Here is a 14,510-nt window from a genome sequence, read left to right as displayed (position 1 = left end):
CCCATAGTGAGGAAATCGAAGTGTCCGTGCAACCAGTCGACGCCGAACGGCACCCGTGTTCGCCGTCCCCCGCCGCCGCGCCGTTCGCGCACGGCGGCGACCGCGCGCTGCGGCTCGTCCAGATGAGCGATGCGCGGCTCGTCGCGCTGCTGCACGATGCGCGCGGCCGTGGCGACGCACTCGATCGCGTGTTTCCCGGCGCGCTGGGCGCGGTGTGCATCGGCGCCGCGGGCACGCCGCACGAATCGCGCGCGCAGGCGCTGGCGCGGATGCTGACCGATGTTGCGCCCGGCTTGCCGGTCGCGCCGGTGCGGATGGCGCTGCTCGGCGCCGAAGTCGCGCCGGGCGATGCCGTCTGCGAACTCTGGCAATGCGACGCGCACGACCTGCGCAGCGAACGGCGCGGTGCGCTGCACTACCGCTACAGCGAAGCGGCGGGGCTCGTGTTCGGCAGCCTCGTCGTGCACGAGACGGACGCGGCGTACGACGCGCCGCGCGACGGCGGCACGCCGCTCGAACGCGCGACGTTCGATGCGTACCACGCGCTGTTCGGCCTGCTCGATACGCTCGGCATGCCGCATCCGCTGCGGATCTGGAACACGGTGCCGGCGATCAACGCGGTGCAGTTCGGGATCGAGCGCTATCGTCAGTTCAATATCGGCCGTCAGCACGCGTTCGATGCGTGCCGGCGCGCATTGACGGGCGGCGTGCCGGCCGCATGCGCGCTCGGCTCGGTCGTGCCGGTCGCGGGCGATACGCCGCCTGCCGCGCCGCTCGCGATTCATTTCCTCGCGAGCCGCACGCCGGCCGATGCCGTCGAGAATCCGCGCCAGGTCAGCGCGTATCACTATCCGGCGCAGTACGGCCCGCGTGCACCGACGTTCGCACGCGCCGCCGCATGGGCCGATGGCGATGCGGCGCCGGTGCTGTTCGTATCGGGCACCGCGAGCATCGTCGGGCATCGCACCGTGCATCGCGGCGACGTCGTCGCGCAGACGCGCGAGACGGTCGCGAATCTCGCGGCGGTGCTCGAGCAGGCCGCGCGGCAGGGGCACGGCCCGTACTCGCTCGCCGACCTCGGCTATCGCGTCTACGTGCGCGACGCCGGCGACACCGCGGCGCTGGCCGCGATCGACCGCGTGCTGCGCGACGCGGCCGGTTCTCACGTGCGGCCGCTGTTCGTGCATGCGCACGTGTGTCGCGACGACTTGCTGGTCGAGATCGAGGCCAGCGCCGGTCATGCGATGGAGTGGCTGCCATGAAACGCGAGAGCCTCGCGATCCGGCCACCGGCCCGGCCTGCAACCGAGGTCGACGACGCGTGCGAGCGTTCGTCGGCAAGTCATGCACTTTTGTCAGGATCCCCGTCTACGTCATCGGCTGTTCCCATGTCCAGGCTGCACGCGTCGTCCACTCATCTCGTCCTGATTCCGAGCTACAACCCGGGCGCCAAGGTCGACACGACCGTGCGCAATGCGCGCGCGCAGTGGAACCCGGTGTGGGTCGTCGTCGACGGCAGCACCGACGGCAGCGCCGAACGGCTGCAGGCGATGGCCGAGCGCGATCCCGGCTTGCGCGTGATCGTGCTGCCGGAGAATCGCGGCAAGGGCGCCGCGGTGCTCGCGGGCCTCGACGCGGCCGCCGCGAGCGGCTTCACGCACGTGTTGACGATGGATTCCGACGGCCAGCATCCGGCGGACCTGATTCCCGCTTTCATGGCGGCATCGCAGGCCGCGCCCGACGCGATGGTGCTCGGCGTGCCGAAGTTCGACGCGAGCGCGCCGCCGTTGCGCGTGCAGGGGCGCCGGCTGTCGAACGCGTGGGCCGACCTCGAGACGCTTTGGGCCGGCATCGGCGATTCGCTGTACGGTTTTCGCGTGTATCCGGTCGCGCCGCTGGCGGCGATCATGCGGCGCCAGCCGTGGATGCGCGGCTTCGACTTCGATCCCGAAGCGGCCGTGCGGCTGTGCTGGGCCGGCGTGCGTCCGATCCGCATCGACGCGCCGGTGCGCTATTTCGGCCGGCACGAAGGCGGCGTGTCGCACTTTCACTACGGTCGCGACAACGCGCTGCTCGCGTGGATGCACTTGCGTCTTTTCACCGGCTTCGCGGTGAGGCTGCCGATGCTGGTCGCCCGCCGCCTGACGCGCCGCCGCGGCCAGACCGCCTGAGCGACACCGTTTCCGGCTTCCGTTCCGGCCGTCGCCCGAGCGCGACGATTGCGGCGCTTTTTGTCGTCAATTCGACCATGTTTTGACACTTATTTTCAATCTACCGAGTAATCGACATGTCATGTGATGTAAACATCTGGTAATTTTCCGCCGGATTATGCAAAATCGCCGCTCCCAAATACAACTATCGAGGGATTCCGGGATGCAACTCAAGAAAGCGGTGGCGGCGTGTGGCGTGGCGTTTCTGTTGAGCGCGTGCGGCGGGGTACAGAACCTTGACGCGAACAGCCTGACGTCGGCGGGGACCAATCTCTACAAGGCGGCGACGCTGTCGGACAGCGACATCGCCGCGCTGTCGAACGAGTCGTGCAAAGCGAGCGACGCCGAATCGAAGATCGCGCCGCCGAACAGCGCGTACGCGAAGCGCCTGACGAAGGTGATGAAGGGCTTCGGCGACATGACGCTGAACGGCCAGAAGATCAACTACAAGGTCTACCTGACCAAGGACGTCAACGCGTGGGCGATGGGCAACGGCTGCGTGCGCGTGTACAGCGGCCTGATGGACATGATGAACGACGACGAGCTGCGCGGCGTGATCGGCCATGAAATGGGCCACGTCGCACTCGGCCACTCGAAGAAGGCGATGCAGACGGCGTATGCGGTGAGCGCGGCGCGTACCGCGGCCGGCGCGGCTTCGCCGGGCGTGGCGGCGCTGACGAGCTCGCAGCTCGGCGACATCACCGAGAAGTTCATCAACGCGCAGTTCTCGCAGTCGCAGGAAAGCGCGGCCGACGACTACTCGTTCGACCTGATGAAGCAGAAGAACATGAGCCAGAAGGGCCTCGTCACCGCGTTCCAGAAGCTCGCGAAGCTCGACGGCGGCCAGAGCTCGATGATGAGCTCGCACCCGTCTTCGTCGAGCCGTGCGCAGCACATCGAGGATCGCATCGCGAAAGGTAGCTGATTCCGCAGCCGATCGCGCGGCGGATTGCCGGCCGTCCGCGCCGGCGATCGGCAAGCGACATGAAAAACCCCACGCTCGTTGTTCGGGCGTGGGGTTTTGTTTTCTCGGGGCGCCTGCCGCCGCTTATGCGCTCGAAACCGCGCACGCGAACGGCGACGCGGCCGTCGCAGCCGCGACCGACGCGAAGCTGCACGAGGCGATCGCGCTCGCGTCGCGCAACACGATGTGCGTGCATCGACATACGGGCGTGGCGCGCATGCTGCGCGAGCACGTCGGATCGACATGGCCGGGATGACGATGGAGGACGAGCAGGCACCCGGGTTGCTGTCATTGCGGCACCCGGTCGTGTGCGGGGCGATTCGCACGCGCCGGCTCCAAGAGGCGCGCACCCGCGATGCAGACCATATCGACTACGTACGCAGCCATCTCGAACCGAGCGATGTACCGCGAGATGGGTCGGAGCAACGGCGCGGCATGCTCGGTCCGCCCAATTGACCGGTTCGTCGGGCGCCCACTAGAATCGATCGGGACCGCCTGTCAGCCGCGCGCCGCGGCAATGACGTGCCCATTGATCCGACTGTCGAGGAAGCTTCCGTGCTCACGTCCTTGATCCGGCGCGCACCGGCCGCGCTGCCGTGGCGCGCCGCATGCCGCCAGGCCCGCGCGCTGATCGTCTGTGCGCTGCTGCCGCTCGCCGCGTGCGCGACGCATCCGCCCGCCACTTCGCTCGATCGCCCCGTCTCCCACGCGTTGCCGGCCGCTACCGCGACGCCGTTGCGCGATGCGCTGGCCGCGCCGGAGGCCGCGCATCCGGGGCAGTCGGGCTTCCGACTGCTGGCCGACGGCGCCACCGCGTTGCAGATGCGCATCGCGCTCGCGCGTGCGGCGACGAAGACACTCGACATGCAGTACTACATCGCGACCGAGGATACGACGGGCAAGCTGCTGCTCGCCGCGGCGCTGTACGCGGCCGATCGCGGCGTGCGCGTGCGGATGCTGGTCGACGACCTGAACTTCGACGATATCGACCGCGTGATGGCCGCGCTGAATACGCATTCGAACATCGAGATCCGCGTGTTCAACCCGTTCGGCGCATCGCAGCGCGGCATGGTCGAGCGTACGGCCAACTTCTTCACGCGGATCGACAGCTTCACGCGGCGGATGCACAACAAGGCGATGATCGCGGACAACCAGCTCGCCATCGTCGGCGGCCGCAATCTCGGCGACGAATACTTCAGTGCGAGCCCGACGCTGCAGTTCCGCGATCTCGACGTGCTGGCGGCCGGCCCCGTGACGCACGACATCTCGACGAGCTTCGACGAGTACTGGGCGAGCGCGAGCAGCTATCCGCTGCGCGTGCTCAATCATCAGACCTTCGATCCGAAGGATCTCGACGCGATGCGCGACGAACTGCGCGAGCACTGGCGCAAGAATGCCGATCCGTACAACGCGAAGCCGCTGAACGCGACGCCGCTCGCCCGGCAGATCGCGCGCGACGAACTCGAACTCGTGTGGGCGCCGGCCGAATTCAAGGTCGATGCGCCGACCAAGGTCGCGCGGCCGACCGGCACGTACGTGAGCCCGCCGATGCAGCGCCTGGCCGAGCTCACGCGCGGCGCGCGCAAGGAATTCCTCGCGTTCTCGCCGTACTTCGTGCCGCACGACGCCGGCGTGAAGATCCTCGGCGAGACGGCCGCGCGCGGCGTGCGCGTCGCGATCGTCACGAATTCGCTCGCGGCGACCGACGCGGTCGCGGTGCAGGCCGGCTATGCGCCGTATCGCGTGCCGTTGCTGCGGCGCGGCGTCGAGCTGTACGAATTCAAGTCGCAGCCGGATCAGCAGCCAGCGCGGCTGTTCGGCTCGCGCTCGCGTGCGAGCCTGCATGCGAAGGCATACGTGATCGACCGGCAGATTCTCGTGATCGGCTCGCTGAACCTCGACCCGCGCTCCGCGTACCTGAACACCGAGCTCGCGCTCGTGATCCACAGCCCGGTGCTCGCGCAGCAGGCCGCGGCGATTTTCGCGCGCGTGACGCAGCCGGACGAAAGCTATCGCGTCACGCTCGCGAAGGGGGCCGACGGCAGCCCGCCCGCGCTCGAATGGACGGGCACCGAGGGCGGCCGGACCACCACCTATCACGTCGACCCGCATGCGGGGCTGCTGCGCAACGTGATGACGGGCATCTTCACGCTGCTGCCGGTCGACGATCAGTTGTAAGGGCGGGAACGGCTCCGGCAAAACCCGCGATACCGGCGCGCGGGGAAAGATGATATGGTTGTGCGCGCAACGATATGTGAATCGTGAAGGGCGCCGGGCCGCTCGCGCAATGCGGGCCGGAACGGTGCCGAACGACGTGCCGCCGCACGTGCGGGATCCGCACCCTGCGCGGCGCCGGCAGACGATGGACGACGCGCACCGCCACGCTGCGCGCCCCGCGCAACCGGAGTTCCCCATGCAACGTGTACCGAACCAGCCGTTCACGCGCCCCGCGCGCTTTTCCGAAGCCGAATGGCAGGCGCGGGTGCAGCTCGCGGCTGCCTACCGCATCTTCGACCACCTCGGCTGGACCGAGCTCATCTACAACCATATCTCGCTGCGCGTGCCGGGCGAGGACGGGCATTTCCTGATCAATCCGTTCGGGCTCCATTACCGCGAGGTGTGCGCATCGAACCTCGTGAAGATCGACATCGACGGCAACGTGATCGGTCATTCCGACTGGCCGATCAATCCGGCCGGGTTCACGTTCCACAGTGCGATCCATGCGGCGCTCCCTGATGCGCACTGCGTGATGCACGTGCACACGACGCCGACGATGGCCGTGTGCTGTTCGCGCGACGGGCTGTCGTTCTCGAATTTCTATGCCGCGCAGTTGTACGGTAAGGTCGCGTATCACGACTTCGAAGGCATCACCGTGCATCTCGAGGAAGGCCGGCGCATCGTCGACAGCGCGCTCGGGCGGCCCGTGCTGCTGCTGCGCAACCATGGGCCCGTGACGATCGGCGCGACGCTCGCGCAGACGTTTTCGCTGATGTGGCTGCTCAACCGCGCGTGCGAGGTGCAGGTCGCGACGCATGCGATCGGCGATGCGCTGCCGATTGCGCCGCCCGTGCTCGAAGGGTGCGTGCGCGATTCGCTGAATTTCGATCCGAAGCATGGCGCGGGGCAGGACGCGTTCGACGCGCTGCAGCGCATCGTCGACCGGATCGATCCGGGCTACCGCGCGTGACGGGGGCGGCGCGCGCGGCGAGTGCGCCCGCCTAGAACCGGTAGCCGAGGCCGGCCTGGATCACGTCGGTGTCGCGGTCGTAGCGCGTGACCACGCGGTTCCACGTGACGCGGGTGAGCCAGCGCTCGGAGATCCGGTAACTGGCCGAGATCGACACGATGCCGGAGAGGCGGCCGTCGCCGGGGCCCGGCTGGCCTTCGCGGTTGCGCTGGTTGACGGTGAAATAGGCGCCGGCGCCGGCCGCCAGCGTGACCTTGTCGTTCAGGAACGCGCGCGTGAGCCACAGCTGGGAGGCGACGCCGTTGCGTCGGACGGCCTGCTTCGCGCCTTCGTACATCCACGTCGCGGTCCAGTCGATCGAACGCGTGAGGCCGCGCCGGTATTCGAGGCTGCCGCCGAGCGTCGACGGTGACGAGCGGCTGTTGAGAATCGTCTCGCCGAGCATCGCCGTGATTTCGTTGTGCGTGACCCGGCCCGCGCGCGGCAGCGCGGTGTCGCGCGGGCCCGGCGTGTCGGGCGCATCGAGCTGATAGCCGACGCCGAACATCACCGCCGTCGTGTCGGGCCCGCCGAACACCTGCGCGCGGTTGACCTGAAGCTGCGCGATCCAGCGGTGCGACGTGTAGTACGCGGCGCGCACGCTCATCAGCACGCCCCAGCCGTGCGTATTCGAGTAACCGCGGCCTTCGGCGGCCGGCACCGTGTCGAAGTAGCGATACGGGCCCGCGCCGGCCGACAGCACCAGCCGGCGGCGATCGAGCGGCATGCGGCCCCAGAACTGCACGGCCTGGCCATCGCGGTGGTGATTCGGGATGTGCCCTTCGTTGTACCACGTGAAGCCGAGCGCGGTATGCGGGCTCAAGCCTTCCTGGTAATCGAACGCCCACGAATACGTGCGTTGGCCGCCGCCCCACAGCGGGCCGGTGAACAGCGAGAATTCCTGCGCGTCGGCGGGCGCGCCGTAGAGGGCGGCAGCGGAGCAGAGTCCCGCCAGCAGCGGGCGGGCGCGAACGGGGCGGGTCGGGCGGGGCATCGGGAGACGGGCCGGCACGGTCAACTTTCCAGTCACGACAACACGCGATCATTTTCCTGCGCGGGAAAACACGTGTCGACCCGGCTTCGCGCAATAACGTATTACACGTATCGTGACAACATGCGGGGTACGCGGTCGGGTCCCGGCGCGCGTCGGCATGCGCTTCGATCGCGGCGTTCGCGAGATGAAAAACGATTCGTGGTGCTTCGTATTCCGGAAAAAGACGTTCGTGTGCGGCATGTCGCGTGCCGGTCGATACACGCAAAAAAACGCGGCCGGGCGGCCGCGTGAATACTCGCAGACTCCTTCGGACGAAGGAAACAAGCAACTGTGAAACGAAGTGTAGCGAAAGGCCGCGTCGCGATTCAGGGGGCCTGCTGCAAAGGTCTCTTCCACGTTTCGGCAGGCTGCCCGGATCGACCGCAATCGACTACCATCGTATCTGCCGCCCCTGTCCGGGCGGCGTCCACGTCGTACAAGGAGAATCCATGCTCAAGCTGCGTTTGCTCCAGGTCGCGTTGTTCGCGGGCGTGCTGGCCGCCGGCGGCGCCGCTGCCGAAACGGTGCGCCTGTCCGCCAGTCTGCAGCCGTCGAGCGAAGTGCCGCCGACGGCGACCAAGGGGTCGGGCGCCGTCGCCGCCACCTACGATACGGCCACCCGCATGCTGCAGTGGACGGTCACCTACGAACACCTCACGGGGCCGGCCACGGCCGCGCATTTCCACGGGCCCGCGCCGGTCGGCCAGAACGCCGGCGTGCAGGTGCCGATTCCGAAGGACGAGCTGACGAGCCCGATCAAGGGTTCGAAGGAACTCACCGACGCGCAGGTCACCGACCTGATGAGCGGCAAGTGGTACTTCAACATTCATACGAAGGAACACCCGTCCGGCGAGATCCGCGGCCAGGTGATGCCGGCGAACTGAGCGCCGGCGTTTGAGGTAGAGGCACCTGTCGAGCGACGCGGGCACGTTCGCCCGTACCATCGTCACATTGCGATGACGGAGTGCGTCCGATGAGTTGGCAAAGCAAGTTCGCCTGCTGGCTGCTGCGCTGGCAGTTTCGTCCCGAAACCACGCGCGAGGTGCTCGACCCCGCGCGTGCCCGGCGCTTTACCGACCTGCGGATGATCGTGCCGCGCCGCCCGCCGTCGGGCTACCGGCTGCGCCCGTGCTTCGGCGCCGGCGACGCGCCGCTGCGCGGCGAATGGCTCGAGCGCACCGACACCGCCACGGGCCGCGGGTCCGGCCGCACGCTGCTGTATTTCCACGGCGGCGGCTACTACTTCTGTTCGACGAAGACGCACCGGCCGCTGGTGTTCGGGCTGACGAAGCGCGCGGGTGTGCGCGCGTTCTCGCTCGACTATCGGCTCGCGCCCGAAAACCGCTTCCCGGCCGCGCTCGACGATGCGCTCGCCGCATACCGGCAATTGCTGGCGCTCGGCACGCCGCCCGAGTCGATCGTGCTCGGCGGCGATTCGGCGGGCGGCGGCCTCGCGCTCGCGACGCTCGTCGCGCTGCGCGATCGCGGCGAGCCGCTGCCGGCCGGCGCGATCCTGTTCTCGCCGTGGACGGATCTGGCCGGCACCGGCGACACGATGCGCAGCAACGACGGCCGCGACCCGATGTTCGCGGCCGCGGCGCTGCCGAAGGCCGCGAAGCTGTATCTGGGCGACACGCCGGCGACGCATCCGTACGCATCGCCGCTCCACGCCGATTTCACCGGCCTGCCGCCGCTGTACATCCAGGTCGGCAGCACCGAGGTGCTGCTCGACGATTCGCGCCGCGTCGCGGACAAGGCGAAGGCGGCCGGCGTGGCGGTGGAGATCGAGGTGTGGCCCGACATGCCGCACGTGTGGCAGCTGTATGCGCCGATGGTGCCGGAGGCGCGCGACGCGCTCGACCGCGCGGCCGCGTTCCTGCGCCGCGTCGCGCTCGAGCGCGCGGCTCAGCGCGCGGGCGAGGCGTCGATTGCCTGATAGGCGGCCTGGACGGCCACCGGGCCGTACTTGCGTTCAAGCCGGCGCACGGTGAAGTGGCCGTGCGCCATCTGCTGGAAGTGGTCGATGAACAGCGTGTTGACGGTCGCGCCGAGCACGGCGCCGATCGCCGGGATCGACTTCGCGGCCATCTGTTCGGTCACCTGCACCGAGAAGCGCGAGGCCACCGTCTGCACGAGCTTGAACACGGCCGCCGAGCTGTGCGCGGCGATGCCTTTGGCCGTGATGTCCGACGACGCCTTCGAGATCGCCTGCGCGAGCGCGCCGCGCAGCACGAAATAGCCGAGATCGGCGTCCTCCTCCTGCTTGTCCGGGTGGCCGCCCATCCCGAGCACGGCGAGGCACTGCAGCTGCGTATCGACCGACGTCAGATCCTCCCCCTCGCTGCGCGCGATGTCGCACACCGAGCGGAAGATCAGCGTGGTCGTCACCGGCAGCTCGACCGGCAGCGCGAGAAAGCCGAATGCGCCGCCCGCCGCGCCGGTCGTCGCGACCGCGAGCTTGTGCAGCAGGTTGCTGGGCTTGTCGGGCTCGGCGTCCGGCGCCTGCGGCTTGCCGAGCGTTCGCAGCGCGATGTGCAGGCACTTGCGCAGCGCGAGCTGCGTCGCATCGTTGATCTTGCCGGTCGCGAAGTCCGGCAGCCGCGCGATCATCTTCTCGACCGGCGCGCCGAGCACGCCCGTCAGCTTCATCGTCAGCGACGGGCTTTCCAGCACCTGCTTCGCGCGCCGCAGCGCGTCCCGGTCCTCCGGCGACAGCGTCGTCGCGGGGTTGATTGAAATCGGTTCCATCTTTCTCCTTGGCCTGAACGGGCCCTGAACCATCGCCAGCCTAGATTACTCCGGCATGCTAGAATTTTGAGATTATTTGACCCGGCAAAAGTTGCATCGACAAAAAATGGCCGTCCATACTGCCGCCCACCATTCGAGCGGGCAAGTCCTGCCGTTCCGCGAATCGCTGCTCGCGATGATCGGGATCTCGTTCGTCACCATGCTGGTCGCGCTGGACCAGACGGTCGTCGGCACTGCGCTGCCGACCATCGTCGCCGAACTGCGCGGCTTCGACCTGTACGCATGGGTCGCGACCTCGTACCTGCTCAGCTCCGTGATTACCGTGCCGATTTTCGGCCGGCTCGGCGATTACTATGGGCGCAAGCCGTTCGTGATCGCGTCGATCGTCGTGTTCACCGGCGCGTCCGTGCTCTGCGGGATGGCCAACGACATGCTGACCCTCGTGCTTGCGCGCGGGTTGCAGGGCATCGGCGGCGGGATGCTGGTCGGCACCGCGTTCGCATGCATTCCCGATCTGTTTCCCGATTCCGTCGTGCGGCTGCGCTGGCAGGTGCTGATGAGCTCAGCGTTCGGCATCGCGAATGCGGTCGGGCCGTCGCTGGGCGGGTTCCTGACCCAATCGTTCGGCTGGCGCTCGGTGTTCTACGTGAACCTGCCGATCGGCATCCTGTCGCTGTTCTTCGTGTGGCGCTACCTGCCGCACCTGCGCCACGTCGAGCACGATCGCAAGATGCGGCTCGACTGGCCCGGCGCGCTCCTGATCGCGCTGTCGCTCGGCGCGCTGCAACTGTTCGTCGAATGGCTGCCGAAGTACGGCGTCATGAGCTGGGCGTCGTTGCTGCTCGTCGTCGCGGTCGCGGCGGGCGCCGGCTTGTGGCACTGGGAGAAGCGCTGCGCGCAGCCGATCCTGCCGTTCGACATGTTCGCCAACCGCGCGCTGTCCGCGCTGTTCGTGCTCGCGATCCTCGCCGGTTTCTCGATGTTCTCGTTGCTGTTCTACGCGCCGCTGCTGTTCCAGGGCGGCTTCGGGATGTCGCCGAAGGAGGCGGGGCTCGTGATCACGCCGCTCGTCGTGTTCATCACGATCGGCAGCATCATGAACGGCCGCGTCATCACGCGCATCCGCAACCCGAACGCGATGCTGCACGTCGGCTTCGTGCTGTTCGCGGCCGCCTGCGCGGGCGTCGTCGTGGCGACCCACGCGACGCCGGCCTGGATGCTGATGGCGCTGATGGTCGCGGGCGGCATCGGGCTCGGCTTCGTGCTGCCGAACCTCACCGTGTTCGCGCAGCAGACGGCCGGCCGCGAGCATCTCGGCATCGCGACGGCGCTGCTGCAGTCGCTGCGCATGGTCGGCGGGATGCTCGGCACCGCGCTCACGGGCACGCTCGTCAACCAGATGTATTCGGGCGGCGTGCGCAGCGCGCTGTCGGCCGACCACGCGATGCAGTGGCACGCGCGGCTCGCCGATCCGCAGATCCTGATCGATCGCGCGGCGCAGGGCGGTCTCGTCGCGGAGTTGACGCGTGCCGGGCATAATGGCGCGCTGCTGCTGGAAGCGGCCCGCGAATCGCTGGTCGGTGCGATCCACCTCGGTGTCGCGATGGCGGCCGTCGTCGCCGTGGTGTCGGTGTGGCAGTGCCGTCGCGTGCCGCCGATCGCGCTGCGGCGCAAGATCGAACCGCACGTCGCGGCCGATTGATCGATTGAACGAACAGAACTGAGCGCATGGAAGAACAGGACCGCGTCGCGATCTTGCAGCAATTCGGACGCACGTATCGTGCGTTCATGACCGCATTCGAAACGCACGTCGGGCAGCCGATGCCGCGCTGGCGCATCATGGTCGCGCTGCACACGATGGACGGGCATGCGTCGCAGAAGAAGCTCGTCGAGGTGCTGCGCATCGATCCGGGCGCGCTCACGCGCCAGTTGAAGTCGCTCGACGCGCTCGGCTGGATCGAGCGCGCGTCCGATGCACGCGACAACCGCGTGACCAACGTCACGCTGACCGCCGACGGCCGCGCCGCGTTCGAAGCGTGCCTGCCGCGTCGCAAGGCGTTCATCGACCAGACGATGGCGCAATTGCCGGACGACGTGCTGACCGCGCTGTCGGGCGCGCTGGCGATGCTGGAGTCGCGGATCGCGGACGTCGGCTCGACGCCGGCGCCGCACTGAAGGGCAGGCCGCGACGGGGCGCCCCCCGTCGGCCGGTCGTGGCCGACGCGGCCGAGCGCACGTACGCACCCGCTGCCGGCCGGCGTTTCACTTCACATCATTTCGATTCATTCCCGCGTCGTTCACAGCTCGATGCGCGTGCCGAGCAACGCGAGGAACTGCGCGAGCCAGGCCGGATGCGCGGGCCACGCGGGCGCGGTGACGAACGGCGCGTCGGTCACGGCCGCGTCGACCGGGATGTCCGCGTATTCGCCGCCCGCGAGCTTTACCTCCGGTGCGCAGGCCGGGTACGCCGAAATGCGCTTGCCGCGGATCACGTCGGCGGCCGCGAGCAGTTGCGCCGCGTGGCAGATCGCCGCGATCGGCTTGCCGGCTTCGGCGAACTCGCGCACGAGCGAGATCACCTTCGGATCGAGCCGCAGATATTCGGGCGCACGGCCGCCCGCGATCGCGAGCGCGTCGTAGCGCGCCGCATCGACGTCGTCGAACGCCGCATTCAGCGTGAAGTTGTGGCCGGGCTTCTCGGTGTAGGTCTGGTCGCCCTCGAAATCGTGGATCGCGGTCTTGATCTTGTCGCCCGCGCGCTTGCCCGGGCAGACTGCGTCGACGTGATGGCCGACGGCCTGCAGCGCCTGGAACGGCACCATCGTTTCGTAGTCTTCGGCGAAATCGCCGGTCAGGAACAGGATCTTCTTCGCGGCCATGGCTTTCTCCAGAGAAGCAGCGTTGAAGGCCCGATCGCGCCGTGCATGACGGCCGCGACGGGCCCGAGGGCGAAAGCGCAGTGTACTCCGGCAGATTGAAGCGCGCGTGACGGCCGCCCCGCGCGAGCGGCAGGGCGGCGCCGCGCGCGGCATGCGTCAGAAGAAGGTTTCGACGACTTCCGTCACGCGGAACTGCGGATCGAGCACGAGCACCTGGCGCCACTTGTCGAACGTCAGGCACGGGTGCGAGATGTCGAACGCGACCATGTCGCCGACCTTCACGTCCGCGCCCGGCGGGATCTGCAGGTACGCGTGCTGGTCCATCATCCCGGTGACGGCCCAGCCTTCGGCGGCGGCGACGTCGCGCGGCGCGGTGTCGCGGCCCGGGCGGAAGTGGCGCGCCGGCTCGGGCAGGCCCGCGTCGAATGCCGCATCGCGCTTGCCGAGCGCGACGATCGCACGGTCGGCCTCCGGCACCGACTGCACGTACGCCCACAGCTGCAGCGCCGGCAGCAGCCCTTCGCCCATCGAGCGGGCGATCGGGTTGCGCGCGAACACGTCGGTCTGCGCCTTCTTGTAGATGCCGACATCGTGCGTCAGGTAGCAGCCCGGACGCAGCACGACTTCCGCGAAGCCCGCATCGGACGCCTTCCTGAATTCTTCGGCGACCACGTCGTACCACGCCGAACCGGCGCCGGACAGGATCGCGGGCGTGCGCGCGAAGCGGCCGGCTTCGGCCAGCTCGCGCGTGAGCGCGACCGCCTGCTGCAGGAACGCGCGGATCTCGCCTTCCTCCTTCAGCACGCCTTCATAGAGCTCGATGCCGGCCAGCTTCAGCGTGTCCGGATAGCGCGCGATCGCGGCGAGCACGGCCTCGCGCTGCGCGGCATCGCGCACGCCCGCGCGGCCGCCCGGCACGCCGAGTTCGATCAGCACGTTCAGCGATTTTTTCGCGTCGCCGAAGAAGCGGCCGAGCTGGTCGACGCTCTCCGCGGAATCGACGAGACAGAAGAATTCGAAATCGGGATCGGACAGCAGCCCCGCGATGATCGTCATGTTCTGGCGGCCGACCAGCTGGTTCGCGAGCAGCACGCGCCGCACGCCGCCGTGATACGCGGCCTGCGTCTGGTGCGCGGTCGCGAGCGTGATGCCCCACGCGCCGGCGTCGAGCTGGCGGCGGAACAGTTGCGGCGCCATCGTCGTCTTGCCGTGCGGCGCGAACTTGACGCCGTATTTCTGCACGAACGCCTGCATCCAGTTCAGGTTGTGCTCGACGCGATCCTCGTAAAGCACGGCGGCCGGCAAGCTGACGTCTTCCGCGAGCAGGTTCCATTCGAGCCGGCCGGCGTCGCCGAGCGGCACGCTCGCGCTCGGCAGATTGCCCAGGCCCTTGCCGAACGGATCGATCGTCGCTTCCTGATAGTTTGTAACTTTCATGTCATCCCGCTCCA

13 protein-coding genes and 1 pseudogene are annotated in these 14,510 nt (G+C 68.4%); 10 read left to right on the top strand and 4 right to left on the bottom strand.

The window, feature by feature from the left end:
• Positions 1 to 20 precede the first annotated feature (20 nt).
• From CFB35_RS14475 to CFB35_RS14445, 6 genes and pseudogenes are all read left to right on the top strand, one after another.
• Positions 21 to 1,262, top strand: a complete 1,242-nt coding sequence (locus CFB35_RS14475) for an endoribonuclease L-PSP (protein WP_089465140.1) — start codon at positions 21 to 23, stop codon at positions 1,260 to 1,262.
• Between the two features lie 125 nt (positions 1,263 to 1,387).
• On the top strand, positions 1,388 to 2,170 hold the full coding sequence (locus tag CFB35_RS14470) for a glycosyltransferase family 2 protein (protein ID WP_089465139.1): 783 nt from the start codon (positions 1,388 to 1,390) through the stop codon (positions 2,168 to 2,170).
• A gap of 202 nt (positions 2,171 to 2,372) precedes the next feature.
• On the top strand, positions 2,373 to 3,134 hold the full coding sequence (locus CFB35_RS14465; RefSeq protein WP_059637939.1) for a M48 family metalloprotease: 762 nt from the start codon (positions 2,373 to 2,375) through the stop codon (positions 3,132 to 3,134).
• 130 nt (positions 3,135 to 3,264) lie between these two features.
• Positions 3,265 to 3,629, top strand: a pseudogene (locus tag CFB35_RS35345) (hypothetical protein); the annotation flags it as partial.
• A gap of 99 nt (positions 3,630 to 3,728) precedes the next feature.
• Entirely contained in the window at positions 3,729 to 5,351 is a 1,623-nt protein-coding gene (locus CFB35_RS14450; protein ID WP_089465137.1) for a phospholipase D family protein, read from the top strand.
• A gap of 235 nt (positions 5,352 to 5,586) precedes the next feature.
• A complete protein-coding gene (locus CFB35_RS14445; protein ID WP_060966661.1) occupies positions 5,587 to 6,360 on the top strand; it encodes a class II aldolase/adducin family protein in 774 nt (257 codons plus the stop codon).
• A 31-nt stretch (positions 6,361 to 6,391) separates the two neighbouring features.
• Here the strand turns inward: CFB35_RS14445 and CFB35_RS14440 are convergent, their stop codons facing one another.
• Complete coding sequence (locus CFB35_RS14440) at positions 6,392 to 7,393, bottom strand: hypothetical protein (protein ID WP_059637933.1); 1,002 nt, start codon at positions 7,391 to 7,393, stop codon at positions 6,392 to 6,394.
• Positions 7,394 to 7,881: 488 nt separating this feature from the next.
• Here CFB35_RS14440 and CFB35_RS14435 point away from each other — a divergent pair, with 488 nt between their 5' ends.
• On the top strand, positions 7,882 to 8,316 hold the full coding sequence (locus tag CFB35_RS14435) for a CHRD domain-containing protein (protein ID WP_060966662.1): 435 nt from the start codon (positions 7,882 to 7,884) through the stop codon (positions 8,314 to 8,316).
• Positions 8,317 to 8,405: 89 nt separating this feature from the next.
• Positions 8,406 to 9,368, top strand: a complete 963-nt coding sequence (locus CFB35_RS14430) for an alpha/beta hydrolase (protein WP_059580771.1) — start codon at positions 8,406 to 8,408, stop codon at positions 9,366 to 9,368.
• On the opposite strand, the gene CFB35_RS14425 is transcribed toward CFB35_RS14430, so the two are convergent.
• Positions 9,338 to 10,180 (bottom strand): EcsC family protein, encoded by an 843-nt coding sequence (locus CFB35_RS14425; RefSeq protein WP_089465136.1) that lies wholly within the window; start codon positions 10,178 to 10,180, stop codon positions 9,338 to 9,340. The genes CFB35_RS14430 and CFB35_RS14425 overlap by 31 nt on opposite strands.
• A gap of 106 nt (positions 10,181 to 10,286) precedes the next feature.
• Here CFB35_RS14425 and CFB35_RS14420 point away from each other — a divergent pair, with 106 nt between their 5' ends.
• Positions 10,287 to 11,882, top strand: a complete 1,596-nt coding sequence (locus CFB35_RS14420; RefSeq protein ID WP_059580775.1) for an MDR family MFS transporter — start codon at positions 10,287 to 10,289, stop codon at positions 11,880 to 11,882.
• A gap of 26 nt (positions 11,883 to 11,908) precedes the next feature.
• Positions 11,909 to 12,355 (top strand): MarR family winged helix-turn-helix transcriptional regulator, encoded by a 447-nt coding sequence (locus tag CFB35_RS14415; protein ID WP_059580779.1) that lies wholly within the window; start codon positions 11,909 to 11,911, stop codon positions 12,353 to 12,355.
• A gap of 122 nt (positions 12,356 to 12,477) precedes the next feature.
• Here the strand turns inward: CFB35_RS14415 and CFB35_RS14410 are convergent, their stop codons facing one another.
• Together CFB35_RS14410 and CFB35_RS14405 are read right to left on the bottom strand one after the other, a co-directional pair.
• Positions 12,478 to 13,059 carry a DJ-1/PfpI family protein gene (locus tag CFB35_RS14410; protein ID WP_006477826.1) on the bottom strand — a complete coding sequence of 194 codons (582 nt, stop codon included), beginning with the start codon at positions 13,057 to 13,059 and terminating at the stop codon, positions 12,478 to 12,480.
• 156 nt (positions 13,060 to 13,215) lie between these two features.
• A complete protein-coding gene (locus CFB35_RS14405; RefSeq protein ID WP_059580786.1) occupies positions 13,216 to 14,496 on the bottom strand; it encodes an amino acid deaminase in 1,281 nt (426 codons plus the stop codon).
• Positions 14,497 to 14,510 lie beyond the last annotated feature (14 nt).

The sequence above is a fragment of the Burkholderia sp. AU16482 genome (genome assembly GCF_002223285.1).
GTDB lineage: Bacteria > Pseudomonadota > Gammaproteobacteria > Burkholderiales > Burkholderiaceae > Burkholderia > Burkholderia semiarida.
Note: the sequence above shows the minus strand (reverse complement) of the source record. Positions and strands in the feature narration are given on the sequence as shown.

What these genes read in the sequence shown, in the direction of transcription:
- CFB35_RS14470 (WP_089465139.1), top strand. Translation starts at nt 1,388, where the DNA reads ATGTCCAGGCTGCACGCGTCGTCCACTCATCTCGTCCTGATTCCGAGC.
- CFB35_RS14465 (WP_059637939.1), top strand. Translation starts at nt 2,373, where the DNA reads ATGCAACTCAAGAAAGCGGTGGCGGCGTGTGGCGTGGCGTTTCTGTTG.
- CFB35_RS14445 (WP_060966661.1), top strand. Translation starts at nt 5,587, where the DNA reads ATGCAACGTGTACCGAACCAGCCGTTCACGCGCCCCGCGCGCTTTTCC.
- CFB35_RS14440 (WP_059637933.1), bottom strand. Translation starts at nt 7,393, where the DNA reads ATGCCCCGCCCGACCCGCCCCGTTCGCGCCCGCCCGCTGCTGGCGGGA.
- CFB35_RS14435 (WP_060966662.1), top strand. Translation starts at nt 7,882, where the DNA reads ATGCTCAAGCTGCGTTTGCTCCAGGTCGCGTTGTTCGCGGGCGTGCTG.
- CFB35_RS14430 (WP_059580771.1), top strand. Translation starts at nt 8,406, where the DNA reads ATGAGTTGGCAAAGCAAGTTCGCCTGCTGGCTGCTGCGCTGGCAGTTT.
- CFB35_RS14425 (WP_089465136.1), bottom strand. Translation starts at nt 10,180, where the DNA reads ATGGAACCGATTTCAATCAACCCCGCGACGACGCTGTCGCCGGAGGAC.
- CFB35_RS14420 (WP_059580775.1), top strand. Translation starts at nt 10,287, where the DNA reads ATGGCCGTCCATACTGCCGCCCACCATTCGAGCGGGCAAGTCCTGCCG.
- CFB35_RS14415 (WP_059580779.1), top strand. Translation starts at nt 11,909, where the DNA reads ATGGAAGAACAGGACCGCGTCGCGATCTTGCAGCAATTCGGACGCACG.
- CFB35_RS14410 (WP_006477826.1), bottom strand. Translation starts at nt 13,059, where the DNA reads ATGGCCGCGAAGAAGATCCTGTTCCTGACCGGCGATTTCGCCGAAGAC.
- CFB35_RS14405 (WP_059580786.1), bottom strand. Translation starts at nt 14,496, where the DNA reads ATGAAAGTTACAAACTATCAGGAAGCGACGATCGATCCGTTCGGCAAG.